Origin of the sequence: Pedobacter sp. CAN_A7 (assembly GCF_015752175.1) — a bacterium.
Lineage (GTDB): Bacteria > Bacteroidota > Bacteroidia > Sphingobacteriales > Sphingobacteriaceae > Pedobacter.
Map to the genome: position 1 here is coordinate 64143 of NZ_JADOUW010000001.1, position 16716 is coordinate 80858.

A 16716-nucleotide genomic window follows, 5' to 3' on the forward strand; every position below is an offset into this window, starting at 1 on the left:
TTTGGTATGATAAAGATAAGGTTAAAAAATTTTTCTTTATCACCGAATTGAAACCTGTTGTCCGAGGTCATGCTGGCATTTCAGTGAAGGTGATTTCCATGATTCTGCCGCTGGTTTGCATGTAAAAGAGACCAAATACTTCATTAAACAGTACATCTGGATTGTGCTCCAGATTGCGTTTCAGTCTGTTCAGCTTCTCGTCCTGTCCAACTTCGTTTAGAATTACCATCTTGTCATTTGTTCCGGTATTAAAAATTATTTTACCGCAATGGTATGCAGGTCTGGGATTGGTGAAGGTGGGGTCTGCCCTTCGGCATCTACCGAGAACGGGACCAGCGGGTTCCTGTCATATTCTAAATGCAGATGGATTACTTACTTTAAAGTAACCTGATAAGTATCGGTGACGGAAACATTTGATATTTTAGAATGCTTCGGATTGCACATTTCAGTAAAAGTAACCCCTCCATTTCGGGGCAAAGTGGCCGCAAATTAGATTGCCAAGTAAGTTAAAAAAGTCCCCTTCTCTCTGAACGAATATAACCAACACTCTGGACTTATCATCCACAGCTGCAAAAGCTCATCCAACTTTATTTCAGCTCGATTGTCCCCGGAAAACGTTCTCCAGACCGTATTAAACGCCAGATCCAAGCCGCGGCCTCAAATAAGACGATATAAATGATCCAGGACTGTCAAGTAGATAAGACCCTCACTGGGGAGGAGTAGCGCTTTTTAAAGCCTCGATTCTGCCTCATCCAGCAAGAATAATCCTTGAAATTTTAGATGGAAATATGGATTATTGCCCTAATAACGGCCACCTTGTCCCGAAATAAGGTGGTCAGTTTGGAGTGAAAAAGAGCGTCAGTTTAAATGCGGAATAAGTGGCCACTTTTGGCGAAATACCCACCTATATTGCTGTATTCCTTAAGAACAACGCTTTGGCAAATAAGTGATTGGACTGGCTTAAGCGGTTACACAGTTTATCACCGATTATCTTCTGTTGATGATTGTAAAGGAACTGGATCATTTGCTCGAGTTGTTGCTGATCATCATCCATCAGGTAGTTCCCAAAATTCATCACTTCTAGTATTTCAGCAAGGTGAACTGCGGTTTGCATGGGTTCACCTTTATCTAACAGGTTAAACAGTTTTTCAAATAAATCAGTATAATGGTATTGTGTGGAGTTGAGCAGTATGGCAGTTTTAATGACCTCGGTGTTTTGGGAATTCAGTTTTTCGATTAGGTAGAGGATGTTGACCGTTTCTCTTCTCATTTCAAGGAATTCTGTTTCCGTGGAAGTTGCATACAATTCGTGGATACGGTTGATTAAGGCGATGATCCGTCGTTCAAGTGTTTCCTTCCCCTCTGGATTTAGCGATTCCAGATAACTGTCGTTGAACCAAATCGAATGCAAAAGATCCTTAATGGCATCTACGGGCATTTGTTGGATGAAAAGCAGTGTAATGCTCTTTTCTTCAAGTTCTTCCATTTCCCAGAAGTACAAGGTGGTCACATGGGTAGCAAGGCCATTGTGTCCAGTGTTTTTCATAGATAACCTGGTTTGGATTGCCCTGTGGTAATGCGGATAGAATAGTTCGTATACCTCCCTGGTTGCAGGAGTTCTGGAGAAAAGGAAACCGCCCATAAAGGCTTTCCAGGTTTTTTCATCCAGGTTTTGGAAATCTTTGATTTTCATATGTATCCAGCTCTGGTTGAGATAGCTGAACTGGGGCCAGTAAAATCCTATGATGGTAAAGGTGTCCAAATCCCCGGCAAGGATGTATTTGTTGTAGATGGAGGCAGTGGCCTGATCCCATTCTGGAGGCTGTTGCATAGATGCCCTGGCCTGGGCCAAATCATAATCCATACATGCACGAAAGAATTTACCGGAATCTGAATTGACCGAGCTGCTTAAATAGTCATCATTGTCCGGTGGTTTACTATTTTGATCTGGATCGAGTATCGTATCGATATATAGTAGGGCCTTTCTGCACACTGGAAGTAGTTTGTGATCGGCGAGGTGGTCATCGTGTCTACAAACTTCGCCGATGATGACCGATACCACCGCCAGGATCCAGTTCTTGTTGGCACTCCATCTGTCCTGATTTAAACTTCTCTGTGGAGACATGAAGTCATCTTGGTGTATATAATCGCTGCAGAAATGAAGAAGCTTAGTCCAATTGAAATTTTCCGGATTTTTTTGGCCTTCCGAAAGCAGGGTGTAAAGTAGGTGGTGGATATAAATGTAAGGCGCGGGCAGGTAAATGTCTATAGAGGCTAAGAATCGCGTTGGATTTTCTGTGACCGATTTTTCGAATATACTGGCCAGTCCGCTTATGTTGGGTTCTTCCCAGTCGTCTGTTGGACGAAAGGAAATCATATATTTAACAATGGCTTGGTCGTCCATATTGGACAGCTCAGCGGCGCTCATGGGGGCAACCGACGCACTGCGAAATCCAAACGTATCTGTAGGGTCGACATATTTGTCCTTCAGTTTTAACTCATTCTTTAGCTTTTGGTACAGCGCGTCAAACGGCGGGGTCTGGTTCATGGCAAGAGCCCATCTCGCCTGCCAGTGGGCTTTCGCTTCGGGATCATCCGGGTTTTCCTTCGGGCCTGCGTTAAGGGTCTGTTCCAGTATTTTACGTTCTTTGGCGTTTAACTCGGACTGGTTGTTTCTCAGCAGTTCGAACATTTCTTTGCGATAGAGGTAATCTGAAAAAAGACTGTACCGATCATTTCCTTCGATTAATGCGAAGAAGGTATTTTTCCGCTTTTTAAAATTGATGGAGATGTGATGTAATACGATCCTTCTGAAAATCGGAAGCTTATACAAAGGGTCGTCAAATAGCTGATGCAACATTTCACTTGTTTTGACGGGCTGGTGTTTATCAGCAACAAGTAAATACCTGCTGAGGATGACGCTGTAGACATTGATCATCTTAGAAGGATAGTGTGACCTTGCAGTCAGTTCGCGGACGGATTGTGAACCTGCCATGGATTGCTTGTCCACCGTCAGTGCATACAGCAGGCCACGCATCATATCAGGATCTTCTAGACTGCTATCGGGAAGGAGATCTGTAATTGCCTTGCAGATTTTTTCTTCCAAGACTTCGCGCTCAAGGGCCTCGTAGTCCTTGATGATTATAATGAGCTCGTTTTTTTCAGATTGCACGAGGGATAAGATCAGGACGGGCAATTCAACCTGGATGAGTACAGTAAATAGCTCTTCTTTGGATTTTATTTTCAGATGCATTCCTTTTGGAAAGTCGAGTAAAAGCACTTTAAGGTTCCTGGCCAATTGGTAAAAAGGAAGCAGGGAACAGTGTTTGGCAATAGGTTCGATTAGTTTATCGGTGAGCAGGTTATTGGCTAAAATGCTTGGATAGGCATTTGGGAAATAGCTGTGTTCCCCTTTTTCTATCGTATGATCGATCCAAATGCCCGATCTGGAAATACCAAACAGGTGAACTAGGATCCGCTCCGCTTTTTGGCTGTCGGCTGGACTCCCGCTTTCCAGGAATTTAGGCAGCAGTTTTGAACAGATGGCCGAAGTTGACATCATCCGGTTACAATTGGTGGTGAGCCAGATCTGGGCTTTATCCAGCAGTTCGATATCGATTTGTGCATTGGGCAAATTATTCAGTATATTAATTAGGCCTGCAAAGGTGAGGTCGTTATTTAAGCTGATCTGGGATGCGTCGGCGATAAATTGCAGTAATGGACTGACCGTTTCGAGGCTTTGCCCCTGGCTAATAGTGACAGACAATCGCTCCAGGTAAGGGATAACCTCCCAGCGACTGACAAAAGTGCCTTCCGGGGTAACTTCGGGCAGTGGATGGGTGGCCGGATTTAGGTAATTGTGCTGCTGTAGGAACGAGAACCAAAAGCTGGAAGTGATCTTTGAAAAAAAGTATTTCCTGCAATTCAAGTCATTTTCAATCAGTTCTTTGATGGTTTTTTGCTGGAATAAGGTTGGCTTTGCCTGCTCCAAGATGTGATCTATGGTGAGTGTATTGCCTATAAAATCCTGATCGGCATTGGCCAAATTTGTTTGGGCGGCCTGGATTTTTTTTAGGTTCTCTTTGGCGCGGTTTGCCCTTTGCTGTTCAAGATGCTGATTGAAGTTAGGCAGTAAAGGCCTTAATCTTTTGCCAAACAGGTAATCGGTATCGTATATATATTCTAATCCTATGCTATCAAACAATTCGATCAACTGCGGATGAGGCGTTTGCCTGCTAAGTGGGTCTGAGTAGTCCTTGTAGTTTTTTGTAGTTAAAATTATGGGGGAAAGCGATTCCATGCGTGCATATTCAATCAACGAAAGCATATTCACCGCATCGCTAAAGCTATCCTTGTCGTGACTTGGGGCCAATCTTTCAAGGGTTCTGTCGGCAGCCAGTAGCTTGATCTGGTCATTTAACGGGGCAACATCGGCGTACTTCTTGAATATTTCTTCAACCCTTTCGATCCTAGTGTTGGCAAAAGCCTCGAATTTGTCTGCTTTATAGACGGTATTTAAAAACTTTGGGTCACGAAAAAGATCTTTATTCAACTGGGCTGCCCGGCTGAGTTCGCGTTTGATAAAGCTAACCTTGGATTGTTTGTTGCGCTCCCATTCCCTAATGATATTCTCTGGCACGATACAGCGAAGCTCTCCGCTCTGGAGCCAGAATAAGAGTTCGTCGAAATAATTCTCATCGCTGTCTATGCGGTGGTAGCTCAGCCACAACCAGACGTCGGTATCAATTGCTAAATAGATCATAATGGTTCGCTGGAAGATTATCCGATCTGCTAAAGTAGGGAATTATTCAGTTAAGTTCTTACCGGTCATGTCCTACAGTTTTCCACATTTGGTATTTTAATAACCCGGATGTTTTATCTTTATACTTTAGGTAAATTCAGAACATGACAACAGGCGCTCAAATAGCTACCCCCAAACAAACCGGTGGTGGGGGATTCAATTACGAAGACAAAGTCGGTGCATACTTTTTATGCTGTATGTTGCTACAACGGAATCCTTTTTCAGCTGACCTGGGTCTGATCAAAAGGATCGATATGCAAAAGGGTGCCGGAGGATGGGCGCTTGATGATTACCTGGTCACTCTTGAGCACAGTGGCACAGAATATCGGGTCGGTGTTTCGGTGAAAAGTAACCAGCAGTTCTCGGCAAATGTCATTTATGGCGCTGCGCGTGATCTGTTGTGGGAGCAGCGTTTGCAGTTGAACGGCCGCGAGTTCGATGCTGATCGTGATTATTTCTGTTTTGCCCAGCCTCCGCTAACCGGTACGGTTTTTCCTGATCTCAATACGCTGATTCATCTTGCCCGGGAACAAGATTCAGCCGATCTGGAAGTAAACCTGAATACCCCAAAGTATACCTCAAAGGAAAAGCTGGCACTATATAACAGTTTTACCTGTCCTATCGGTTTGGACGATGCTGCGGGAAATCCATCACTTTTGCCGGGCGAGGTGCTTTCACGGTTGATCGTACTTGAATTTGATTTTGAATTAGTGGTCTCTAGCTCGGAGAATGACCTGTTGCAGTTTGCAGCCCAGCTGCTTGGTGAAAACCCGGTCTCCCAGGCTGCACAACTATATGAAAAACTACAACAGATTTGCAGGGACCTGCGTCCTAAGGGCGGCTTTATCATCCTGCCAGAGTTGCTCAGCGAACTGAAAGTCTCGTTTGAACTTCGCGAATTTCCATCTTTCGCCTCCGATCTGGAAAAAATTGCCTCGACCACGCAGCGAAATTTATCGATAATCAAGACCACCATCGGACAGGCGTATTCGATCGATCGATCTGCGCTGATTGCGGACATCACTACAGGTTTCCAGACCAGCGCATGCATTAGTATACTTTCCCCCTCGGGCCATGGGAAAACGGCATTGGCCAAATTGTATGTTGAATCGATTTTCGCTGCCAATACCGTACTGTGGTTGAATTCGAGCTATTTTGAGGTTGATCTTCAATCCAGACTGGCTCTGCGCCATAGCGTTGGAGCGCTTATCGACGGCAACACCAAAGGCAGTTTCTTTATTGTAATCGATGGGCTGGAGCGGTTTTATGCGGATGAACAGTTGCAACATCTAGCCATGCTTTTAAAAGACGTGGAGGCGGCAAAAGGTGAATTTAAATTGCTGTTCACTTGCATCGATGAAGACTTTGATGAGGTATTGCTCCGCTTATACGGCTACGGCATACTGCAACTGGATTTTGCGAAGATCGAAATACGCAACAGCGGAATCAATCTAATAGGCCTGGCTGTGCATTTCCCCAATATGATGGACCTGCTGCGCAATTCCGATCTCAAAGGGCTGCTTTCCAATATCAAAATCCTTGATTCACTGAGCTACGCGGTGACTAAAAGCAATGCGAGCGAACTTGCGCAGATCAGTGAGTCCGAAATAATCGATTTTTTATGGAAGAAAATTGTGGAGTCGGGAAACAATGGAATGCTTTACAGCCATGTTGCCAAATCGATCGCCAAGTTACAGGCGGAGCAATTGCGCATGGGCGTAAGCAATTCAATGATCGATCCTGCCTCTGCATCGGCATTAACGGCACTGGGTGCCCTTGATGTGATTTACGAATATGAAGATTATCTTTATTTCCAGCATGATCTGTACGGAGACTGGGCGAGGTATAAGATCATTCGATCTCATAGCCATGAGATCAAGTCTTTTTTGCTCTCCATTGATATTGTTTCTCCACTTTGGACCAAAGCGATCAGGCAGTACGGAATCTATCTGCTGGAAGTCAAGGGGAGTGAGCAAGGATGGTTAAATCTGTACAGCTTATTTGATGATCAGGAGGCGAAAGAGAAGATTATTAAAAATATTTTATTGGAGTCGGTCATTTTCGGTACCGGGGCTAAAAATAACCTTCAACTCCTTAAAGATCATCTTTTATCGAATAGTTGCGTATTGCTTCAGCGGTTGCTGGAGGTGTTCCTTATTAAGGCAACAACGGTTAATCCCAATATACTCAAGATTGCTTCGACGCTAAAGAAAATTTCATTGACACAGGCTTCAGTGTATAACAGGATTCCTGCCTATGCTTATTGGCTTGCTGTCCTTGACTTCCTGTTTGAGCATCGGGAAATGATTATAAAAGATGATTTTTACCATTGTGCCAGGATAGCAAGGGACTGGCTGTTATTCACGCCCGAGAAAACACCTGGCCGAAAGAAAATGGCTATACTCGCTACTGATCTTTCCAGCATCATATCTAACGAAAAGCGTTATTCTTATGCCAACAAAGAGTGGAAAGAAAAGGCTTTTGAAGGGCTGCTTCTGGGTTATAGCGAAGTGCCGGAGCTAACCGGCGAAGTGATTCAAAAACTGGCCGGCCGGGTGGAACCTCCAATGCGTAAAACAGAACCTTCACCGGAAATGCCAAGAAAAAGTTACCGGTTCAGGGAGGCGAAGAAATGGCCAGATGGGCCGTTTGTATATCCGGATGATGAATTTATCGAGGTTTGCCTAAATAGGGGAATGCTGCAAAAGGTTTTTGAAGTTAATTCCCAATTGGCAAATGAGGTGATGCTGGCTATATTGATCAAGGCACCTGTTGATGATTATTACCAATACAGGGGAAGGGAGGACTTCGACCTGAATGTGCCACGTAACTGGAGTCCTGCATTCTATCGAAGGGGTCCGTTTTTTGATTTCCTGAACCTGGATCCCATAGCTGCGCTTAACGGAATTATCAAGCTAGTGGATTTTGCGACCATGCAATGGTGTTCGCAGTTTGAAGATGGCCAGCAAATTCCATTTGTAACCCTTGAGTTTAACGGGGTTTCAAAAAAGTACTATGGGGACGTCTCACTGTTTTTTTGGTACCGCGGAATTGGTGTTCCACCAGATTCGCTCGTTAGTGCGCTAATGGCAGTTGAACGTTATTTGTATGAAACGAACGAAGACAGCGCTAAGGTGGAGCAGTGTATAGAGTTGATTTTAGACCGGTCCGAATCCCTTGCATTTATCGGAATGCTGATGTCTTGTGGAAAAGCTTACCCGGCACTCTTCCAAGGTGTTTTACGGTCCATGCTAGATGTCATGCAGTTCTATATTTGGGAGCGGCACAACATTGTATCCTTTCATCTTGAACAATACGGACTAAACAGTCTTCCAATGGAGCAGGCTGAAGAAGCTAATGAGTGGAACAAGATCTTTCATCGCGTCACTGCCCTAGACGATTTGATGATCAACCAACTTTTAAATCATCAGGGGTTTCGCCCGATTTATGAACAGATAACAACCAAATGGGAGGAGACTCTCAGCAAAGTGCGCCATCGAAAAAATTATGACTTATTTCAGGATAGGCTAATGTCATTTTTTAAGCCTGAAAACTATGTGGTTAAGCCATATAAGGAAGGACTATTCTACTATGAGTATGTAGAGCCAGGAGAGCTTACTGAAAGGATGGCACCCGCCAGGAAGGCAATAGATGATCGTGAAATCAGCCCGAGCGCATTCACTCTATCTCAAGTCCTGGAAAAGGATCAGCAAATGGCCTTGACGGATGCAGAAAATTTATGGGAATTGCTGGAAAAACTAAAAGACAGAAACGTTAAGGACTGGTTTAATACGCTTCAGACCCCACTGGACAGCATCTTGGGAGGCTATGTGTTGATGCTAAAGTTCAAGAAGGTTTGGATAGATTCACATCCGGATTATTATCAAACGATTCTGGACTATACTGCTTTGACTTTTGGACGGATTGAAAAGGAAGAAGTAAAGGTTTCTAATTTCTCGGTACAGTACAGCTGGAATATATTTGTCTCCGATCTGATTGCCTATTTATGGAAGGATGGAGATTCTCTACTGATTAGGAAATGGATTACAACGGTTTATACCAATCTTCATCCAGAGTCGGTAAGCAGGCTTTTTGGTACGCTGGGTAAACAGTTAGGCTGGAACCATGAGCTTTTTGTTGAGCTTCAGAATTTTACCTTAGTCTATGCCAAAATTGATAATCTTGACCCACATGATGACCGGTCTGATCTTAAAGCTGCGCTTGATGATTTGAGCGTGCGTTTTGTTGCAGGTAAGTTGGGCAAAATGGCCCAAAAATGGGAGTCTTTAAGGACAGTTCAGCTAGAGAAAAAACAGGGTCGAAGAAGGTACGGCAAGAAGGAGGATGATTTGGAAGTGCTCAGACCGGGACTAGACCTTGGTCTGCTTAAATTTGCCTACAAACAGTTACCTGCTGGAAAACTGGAAGAATATAGCGTAGTGGAACGGGCCCACATTGTTTTCATATGGCAACAGGCGTTCGATCAGGTGATTTACCAATTCGGCACGACTGAAGATGAGGCCGGAGAATTTGATGATTTCCCAGGAGAGTTTGATATCTGGGTGATCCGTGCGGTGCCCGGCCTGATGACAGAAGAACTAGGCATGGATTTTTTTAATCATTTCGCTGAGCCGCTATTGAAATTTGGATACACATGCCCCCATTGGGTAGAAATATACTGTGCAAGCATGTTCCATGCGCATTTGGATCACGAAGACCGTTACGATCGTTTTATTCCACAGTGGCAACGCATTGTTAAGTACTGCCTGCCTCATAAAAACTGGAAGTATAGGGGCGGCAGAAGTGATCGGTATCTTCCGTTAAGTTTGTTTTTTCTAGAACCTGGAAATATGCAGGTTTGGGACTATGATTACAGTAAGTTCGTTATTCAAGCATCCCCGGCTTATAAAGCGTTCTTTGGGCAGAAATGGAATGTACCACCCGTAATCAAATCTTGCTGTAGGTTCGTTAAGACCCCTTCTGGCAAATCGTTGCTGAAAATAGGGTTACTTAGTATTGGCCTTGCTGTCAAATATTTTCAGGAGATCTCCAAAACGTCCATACCAGATGGGGCTGTGCGCCAGCCCTTTTACGCATTGGATGAATTGGTTGCTTTTCTGAGCAAGATTTGGGAAACCGATCAGGCGAATATTCGCGCTGATGAAGCCATGTTTAAAAGTTACAAGGAACTTGTGGAATTTTTGGTCAGTCTGCACGATCCTGTCGGAATCGAATTGCAGGGATTACTACTCGCAAAATAACCAAACTATAATTATTCAAATTTAAATCTATGTTACACTTCAATGGAACGCTGGTAGAGGAAAAGATCATTTGGGAACTGATGAGGTATGATGATGATTATATCGATGATGGGGTGACCATCAGCTTTCCACTGCCCATGCAACTCAATGAGCGGGAGGCCATCAACTTTCTGAAAACCCACCTTCCGGATCAGGAGCGGGGGTGGCTGAGCTTCGACAAGAAAAAATGGATCATTAATCTTACTGGCTTTAGGGAGATCTTTAAGGAAGGGATAGTTAATATGATCGAGAGAAAAAAGGGAATGCGTCAAGAGCAAGAAGGAATCTTCAGTGGATCTTTTTATAATCCAACAAGCCTAAAATTGGAGTTGTTTGATGGAACTATTGTGATCGCTCCTGAAGTGTTCCATAGAGATGTTTTCAAGGGGACCAGAACAACTGTAAATTTTATTTTTAATTACGATATGTTGATAGATAACCAGCCCAAACGCATTTTTTTGAGCCACAAGTCGGCTGATAAGCCTATGGTTAGGACCTATAGGGATATGCTGAAAGCCCTCGGTTTTGATCCCTGGATGGATGAAGATGATCTTATCGCAGGCGACAAGCTTCACCGGGGCATCGAAAAAGGCTTTCGGGATTCCTGCGCCGTGGTCTTTTTTGTAACCAAGAACTATGTCGATGAAAAGTACCTGGCCACAGAAGTAGATTATGCTCTCTCCCAAAAATACGATAAAGCAGATCGGTTCAGCATCATCACCTTGGTGATCAGTGACGGTGATGTGCAGCCGGTGGTTCCCAGGCTGCTTGAGCAGTATGTATTTAAGCATCCTAAATCACAGTTTGAGGGGCTAACGCAGATTTTAAAAGCACTACCATTGAAGTTAGATAGTATTTCATTCAAAGACTAGCTAGCTGAAAGGGGTATGAAAAATAAGAAAGAAGAACGAAATCAAAAAGGAGATGTGGAATTGGGAAAGTTCGATTATGCGAAATTTCGAAAATCGACTTATACGTATGTATTTAATTATTTCGATAACGAAAAACAGCATTTTTTTCCTTTTTTCGGGCAATTGAGTTTGTCGGATGAACGCTTGAAAAAGGCAGCGGGCGATCCTAGTTATTTTGAAGTTGAGCTGTTCCGGTCACCTGAAACGCCGCCATATGATTTCCATATTCAACATACTAACCAACAGCTTGGGATGCTGATTGATTTTTTCAAAGAAGTGTTTCAGGAACAATCTTTTGCGCAGGGGCACATGCCCAGCCATAAATTTTTTAAGGTGATCCTTCCGCGTGAGACGTATTTGCTAATAATCAATACTATCAACGATTTTGAGCTGCTGCCCATAAAGGATTTGATCTTTGAGGTGATCGCTATGGCCCAGCGAATCTATACAGTGGAAATAGCATCCTGGGAAAGGCCCGAAAAGCAAAAGCTCATTACCAATGCGGCGAGAGAAACGGCGAAGGCGTTGAAGATTTTAGAAAAATTGGACGAGACGGCATATCATCAGGGGGATTCAAAGGCAAAGCCTTCTGAATTGCTGCGGATCAATTTTATTTTCAATGATGAGACGATTCGGCTTGAACATCCATGGCTGAGTCGGGAATTTATTGATCAGTTTAGACGGCACTATGATGGGATGCACTTCAAGAACTGGAGGAGAGATTTGGCAAGATTCCCGCTGGTGTTTACTGAAGAAATTGAAGGCCAGAAGTTCAAGTATAAGTTAACGCTTAATCTATATAATTTATTGACCAAGACCGGCCTTTTTGTAGTTGATAAGAAAACACCGACACCCAATAGGTTGATGCTTTGCATTGCGAAGTTGCTTGAATTCTGTTTGATCAAAGTAGCAGAGCCCGGGGAAGTGGATGCCGTAAAGGAAAAACAGGTGCGCAACTGGATCGGCCGGAACAAGATAAAACCAGCCTTGACGCATGCACAGGTGCCTTTTGACCAAGATCGCTTGCTGAATTATTTTGAACCCGAGTTTTTAGCCCTAGGTGAAGAGGTCAAACGTTTGGACGCCATCAACATTGGCTACTTGATCGCCGAGAGATTTAACCTGCAAAGGCTAGAAGGTGATATGATCCATATTGCACAATGCCTTCAGCAAATCAATTTTTTTATTGGTCATCAGATCAGCAGGTAAGGCGACACCGGAGAAAGCATGCCAAAGGAGTTTGAGAGCTTTAAGAAGTTATTGAACGGGGTTAATTCCGGAAAAAAAATAACGTCGTTAAAATTTATGCTTGAAGGTGATCCCCTTGAACATGAATTTAGCCAGCGCCTGCCGTTATATGAACTGGAAGAAGCCATTAAATATTACATGGAAGATCAGCGGGTAGAGATCGACACCGACCTGTTGCTTACCTCTGTTCAAAGAAATGCCAATACCTTTACTACGAAAAAATCAAGCGATTTCTCGCTTCCCGAAAAGCGTTTCATGGTCCGTTTTGTAAAGTCTTTCTATGATTATCTGCTGGTAGAATCCCCTCCTGGTCAATTTGACCTCTTTCCTTCACTCAGGTATTATGAAATCATTGGTGTCATGCTGATCAGGTCTGGCTTTTTTTATAATCAAATGATCGAAGAACGTTTTGCTACCGAGAAAGTAAAGCAATGGCACGAGCTGTCATTGAAGACGTAGTGCTTAAGTGATTGTAAATCAGTAGGTACAAGGGCGGGTAAAAATAGAGGTGTCCTGTTCCTTTCTCCTCTCTGAAAGAGCTAGACCTTTACATTGTTTAAAGACCTCTAGTATATGAAACATTGTAAGAAAACAGAACAGTTTAAGATTGAATTTTTCGGGTTCAAACTTGATTGTACTAATCCAGGAATAAAGTCGATCTTCATTTTAGTTATCATATTGATTTTTTTTATCGGCATCTTATTTGCGTTCCGGCATAGTATCCTGGGCCTTGTAGCTATTGGAGGGGCTAAATCCATAAGCCAAGCCATACAGCTGAAGCTGCCGTTTTTGAGAAACATAAGCGCGATTTGAATTAAGCAGACATCTAGGTGTGTTTTGCGTAGTTTTGTACAAAACTATTATATGGCCAAATATACTGTTACACTTGACGCTGCCAAAAGAGCCGCATTGGGTGACCAAAGAAGCGATTTTTTAATAAAGGCTTTTGAAAGATTTTTAACGATACAAGAAAAAATAAAGGATGATTCCGTTTCTCCAGCAATTAAACTATTGTGCTTGAAGGAGATTTTTGCAATATTTTCGGAGATTGAGCAATTTTCGGATGTCAGCGCAACATTTCAGCCAACAAATATCATTGTGCCTGTCTTTGCGTTTGTAACGTTTCTAAGGAATGTACTTCTCCATTTTCCCATCTATAATTCTTGGAATGACATCCAGATCTCGGCAGATCTTGCAAACGATTTGTCTCCTAATCATAAAGGTAGCTCTATTTCTAAGTACTTAAATGCAAATGTTGGGATGCAAGATTTGGATATGACTCTTGTAACAGAATTTGGTGAGCTACCTGCGACTCTTCGATTTTCCGCTATAAAAAATCCTGTAGACCTCATTTTTTTAAAGGATATCATCACAGAAGATGAAGTGGTAAATGTGCTATTGGGAATACTGTTATTCGTTTATACCACTAAGGTGGTCTAGTACCTAATTAGTTCGGGCATATTGGATTTTGTATCTTTAACCTAGAGAAAGGCGAGTGGAATGTCAATCATTCTATTTAGCTAACAATAAACTAGTGTCTTATGCCGCGTATTTACCTGGATTCAAATGTCTTTAGTAATCTGAGAGATCCAAAAGATCCTGCGCATTTGCTGCTGAAAGAGCTTTTGGAAAAGTATAGAGACAATGTCACATAGTTTTTTTCAAATGCGCATATCCGGGACAAGAAAAATGATTCCAGTGACATGAAATTTGAGGACTTTAGCTTCATGGAAACACTTGTTGGTGATAATTATCTGTCCTATCATGCCATCAATCAGCATTCCTCGTTTTATTTGGCTACGCCAAAAATGGTGTTTGATGATGAAGTAGATGAATCGCTCGATGAACTATTGAATTTTTTTGAGCCTTCAGACGACGATGACCATCAGATCGTTGCTTTTAAAAAACATCTTTCAGCAACCTTAGACATGACTGAAATACAGGTTGAACGAGCCATGTTAGAGTCGGGTGTCGAGAAAGAAATGATCGATCGATTTTTCAATGGTAAAGATGGCAACCCTTCGTTTTTGGATATTACCAAGGGGTTAGCAAACCTGACGAAGGACATGATGACCGATGGGATGACCTACAAGAACCTTCGTAATCTTATCGAAACAGGGCTGGGGCACCAATTAGATGAAATGAAGCAGAATAAATTCACCTTAAATGATGACTTCAAAGATTCCTTCTTTCAGAAGACTTTTGTAGAATTCATTAAAGACTCGGTTCATGTGAAGGATAAAAGCAAGGTTCCATATTATGAATTCTATACTTTATCCTATCATGTGCTAGATATGCTAGGAATTAGTAAGGAGAAACTAGGAAAGAAAAACAGATATGGAAATCTGTTAAATGATGCTCTTCATTCCTATTACGCTAGGTACTGTGATGTCTTGGTTACTAACGATAAGGGGCTTCGGGATAAATCAGCCATTCTTTACCATATGTATGATGTCTCCACGCACATTGTCAGTGTTCAGGAGTGTAATGAACTGCTGGAGGATATTGGGATCGACACCGATGTGGATCATTCTCATCTTTTCACTAAGGTCAACTATGATGCGAAAAATTCCGAGCGAAAATACCTAGGGACACTGGATGATGGGGGCGAAGTCTATCGTTTGGAAGAAATGTCCCGATATTTTAACTTTTTTGACGCTTTCCTTTTAGAGATTTCTGAAAAGGCAACTCGTTATATCTTGTGCAAAAGTGATACATCCTACCTTTCTGAGCCCAACTATCGGGAAATGGGAAAGATTATTGATAGGATGGTTAACATATTCGGTCCCGATAGTAATGAAAGAGTTTTTTTTGACTTTGAATCTGAGATTAAAGCTGAAAATGAACACATACATCGAACTTGGGAATTTAAAACTATAACTATTGACTTGGGAAGGGAAAGCTTAAACGAAAAATTTTCCCTGGTTATAACAGTACCTAATTCTTGAAGTAATCTTCTAAATTCCAATTCTTATGATTTGTAAGAAAAAATTGAAAGGATACAAGCTAGGTTCCTGCAATGGCTTATATTTACCAAAGTTTTCCACATAACTGGCGAGAAGACGACGGATGTTAAATTTGAATCTATTTTTGTTTCATATTTTTCGAAATCAATTGGTGTTTAGTTGTTTGTAATTTCTGTATTGGTAAGTAAGTAAAATGGTAAGCAATTTTCTTTTCATTTGTAGTCGAAATAAATGGCGAAGCAAAACAGCAGAAGATATCTTTAAAAATATTGAAGGTTTCAACGTTCGGTCGGCTGGTACTTCAAGTTCTGCTCGAATTAAGGTAAATGAAAAACTTGTGAATTGGGCAGATTTGATATTTGTGATGGAAAAGCATCATAAACAATGGTTGAATCAAAAATATTCTTTTTTGTTAAATGGTAAACAGATTGTTGTATTGGACATACCTGATGAATATCAATATATGGATACTGACTTGGTTAATATGCTTGAAACAACGTTGGCGCCTTATCTTTATCCTCGACCATAGCTCTTATAATGGCAATTAATTATAGCCATTTCTTCTTTCTTATTCAAACCATTTGTACATCTATCATATTTAAATTGTTTAAACGTACATCTATTAGTGATCTATATCTAATTTCTGAATATGAGAATAGCAATGAAATTATGGATGAACTGAAGATTCGCATTGATAATCATATATTTTGTCAGGTTATAGCCTGATATTTTACTTGTATATGTCAGGTAATAGCCTTACTTTTAAGTACTGCTTGTCAGGTTATAACCTTACATTATGAATAAGAAAAAATTACAAATCGCACAATTAGACAATAAATTAAAGGGATTTAGAGCAGCTATTCAAATTCCACATCCAGATATTGGCTGGCTAAAAACGGTGAGAATTTCCCTTGGGATGTCATTACAACAAGTAGCAGACAAATTAGCTATTACCAAACAAAGTGTCCAAGAAATTGAAACCAGGGAAAAAGAAGGCAGCATTACTTTAAACAATCTAAAGGAAACCGCTAATGCGCTTGATATGCAGCTAGTATATGGATTGGTGCCTAAAGATGGCACTATAGAGGATTTAATTGAACGTAAAGCTAAAGAACTAGCACTGCGCATTGTTTCTAGAACATCCAACACAATGAAGTTGGAAGATCAAGAAAACTCCAAGCAACGACTTCAAAAAGCTATCGAAGAACGAACAGCCATCATTAAAAACGAAATGCCTAAATCTTTATGGGATTAGATTTAGAATATATCGAGGGACAAACCCCTATTGATGAGGAGGAAAAAGAGGGCCTATTAATTGAGACGATCAGCACTAAGGCCGAATTAGACGAATTTGAACAGCTAAATATAGAGGAAGCTTTACAGTGGGTAATGGGGAAGAAATTCAAACCCAAACAGGTATTTACTGAAAAATTTATCTGTAACCTGCATAACCGTATGTATGGCAATATATGGAGTTGAGCAGGGACTTT

Annotated in this window: 11 protein-coding genes; 9 read left to right on the forward strand and 2 right to left on the reverse strand. The window is 41.8% G+C overall.

All coding sequences use genetic code 11. From position 1 onward, the window contains the following. Window positions 1-67: 67 nt before the first annotated feature. Together IWX76_RS00250 and IWX76_RS00255 are read right to left on the reverse strand one after the other, a co-directional pair. Window positions 68-229 (reverse strand): hypothetical protein, encoded by a 162-nt coding sequence (locus IWX76_RS00250; protein WP_196857852.1) that lies wholly within the window; start codon window positions 227-229, stop codon window positions 68-70. Between the two features lie 675 nt (window positions 230-904). After that, a complete protein-coding gene (locus tag IWX76_RS00255; protein WP_196857853.1) occupies window positions 905-4762 on the reverse strand; it encodes a PIN domain-containing protein in 3858 nt (1285 codons plus the stop codon). A 143-nt stretch (window positions 4763-4905) separates the two neighbouring features. Between IWX76_RS00255 and IWX76_RS00260 the strand changes: the two genes are divergently transcribed. The 9 genes from IWX76_RS00260 to IWX76_RS00300 all read left to right on the forward strand — a co-directional run bounded on the left by IWX76_RS00260 (window position 4906) and on the right by IWX76_RS00300 (window position 16705). Then, window positions 4906-10062: a hypothetical protein gene (locus IWX76_RS00260; RefSeq protein ID WP_196857854.1), complete on the forward strand. Its 5157-nt coding sequence runs from the start codon at window positions 4906-4908 to the stop codon at window positions 10060-10062. Window positions 10063-10091: 29 nt separating this feature from the next. Then, window positions 10092-10973: a toll/interleukin-1 receptor domain-containing protein gene (locus IWX76_RS00265; RefSeq protein WP_196857855.1), complete on the forward strand. Its 882-nt coding sequence runs from the start codon at window positions 10092-10094 to the stop codon at window positions 10971-10973. A 15-nt stretch (window positions 10974-10988) separates the two neighbouring features. Further along, complete coding sequence (locus IWX76_RS00270) at window positions 10989-12221, forward strand: hypothetical protein (RefSeq protein ID WP_196857856.1); 1233 nt, start codon at window positions 10989-10991, stop codon at window positions 12219-12221. Between the two features lie 96 nt (window positions 12222-12317). Then, entirely contained in the window at window positions 12318-12719 is a 402-nt protein-coding gene (locus IWX76_RS00275; RefSeq protein ID WP_196857857.1) for a hypothetical protein, read from the forward strand. A 405-nt stretch (window positions 12720-13124) separates the two neighbouring features. Further along, window positions 13125-13700 (forward strand): hypothetical protein, encoded by a 576-nt coding sequence (locus IWX76_RS00280; protein ID WP_196857858.1) that lies wholly within the window; start codon window positions 13125-13127, stop codon window positions 13698-13700. 287 nt (window positions 13701-13987) lie between these two features. Further along, the gene (locus IWX76_RS00285) at window positions 13988-15208 is read left to right on the forward strand and encodes a hypothetical protein (protein WP_196857859.1); all 1221 of its coding nucleotides are present in this window, start codon (window positions 13988-13990) and stop codon (window positions 15206-15208) included. Window positions 15209-15419: 211 nt separating this feature from the next. Next, window positions 15420-15755, forward strand: a complete 336-nt coding sequence (locus IWX76_RS00290) for a low molecular weight protein tyrosine phosphatase family protein (RefSeq protein WP_196857860.1) — start codon at window positions 15420-15422, stop codon at window positions 15753-15755. Window positions 15756-16022: 267 nt separating this feature from the next. Further along, the gene (locus IWX76_RS00295) at window positions 16023-16481 is read left to right on the forward strand and encodes a mobile mystery protein A (protein WP_196857861.1); all 459 of its coding nucleotides are present in this window, start codon (window positions 16023-16025) and stop codon (window positions 16479-16481) included. Next, window positions 16472-16705 (forward strand): hypothetical protein, encoded by a 234-nt coding sequence (locus tag IWX76_RS00300; RefSeq protein ID WP_196857862.1) that lies wholly within the window; start codon window positions 16472-16474, stop codon window positions 16703-16705. Before IWX76_RS00295 ends, IWX76_RS00300 begins: the two co-directional genes overlap by 10 nt. The last annotated feature ends 11 nt before the right edge of the window (window positions 16706-16716 follow it).

Bases quoted from the DNA above. Each gene is read 5' to 3' on its own strand.
- IWX76_RS00270 (WP_196857856.1), top strand. From the start codon at position 10,989: ATGAAAAATAAGAAAGAAGAACGAAATCAAAAAGGAGATGTGGAATTG.
- IWX76_RS00280 (WP_196857858.1), top strand. From the start codon at position 13,125: ATGGCCAAATATACTGTTACACTTGACGCTGCCAAAAGAGCCGCATTG.
- IWX76_RS00300 (WP_196857862.1), top strand. From the start codon at position 16,472: ATGGGATTAGATTTAGAATATATCGAGGGACAAACCCCTATTGATGAG.
- IWX76_RS00290 (WP_196857860.1), top strand. From the start codon at position 15,420: ATGGTAAGCAATTTTCTTTTCATTTGTAGTCGAAATAAATGGCGAAGC.
- IWX76_RS00295 (WP_196857861.1), top strand. From the start codon at position 16,023: ATGAATAAGAAAAAATTACAAATCGCACAATTAGACAATAAATTAAAG.
- IWX76_RS00285 (WP_196857859.1), top strand. From the start codon at position 13,988: ATGGAAACACTTGTTGGTGATAATTATCTGTCCTATCATGCCATCAAT.
- IWX76_RS00275 (WP_196857857.1), top strand. From the start codon at position 12,318: ATGCTTGAAGGTGATCCCCTTGAACATGAATTTAGCCAGCGCCTGCCG.
- IWX76_RS00255 (WP_196857853.1), bottom strand. From the start codon at position 4,762: ATGATCTATTTAGCAATTGATACCGACGTCTGGTTGTGGCTGAGCTAC.
- IWX76_RS00260 (WP_196857854.1), top strand. From the start codon at position 4,906: ATGACAACAGGCGCTCAAATAGCTACCCCCAAACAAACCGGTGGTGGG.
- IWX76_RS00265 (WP_196857855.1), top strand. From the start codon at position 10,092: ATGTTACACTTCAATGGAACGCTGGTAGAGGAAAAGATCATTTGGGAA.
- IWX76_RS00250 (WP_196857852.1), bottom strand. From the start codon at position 229: ATGGTAATTCTAAACGAAGTTGGACAGGACGAGAAGCTGAACAGACTG.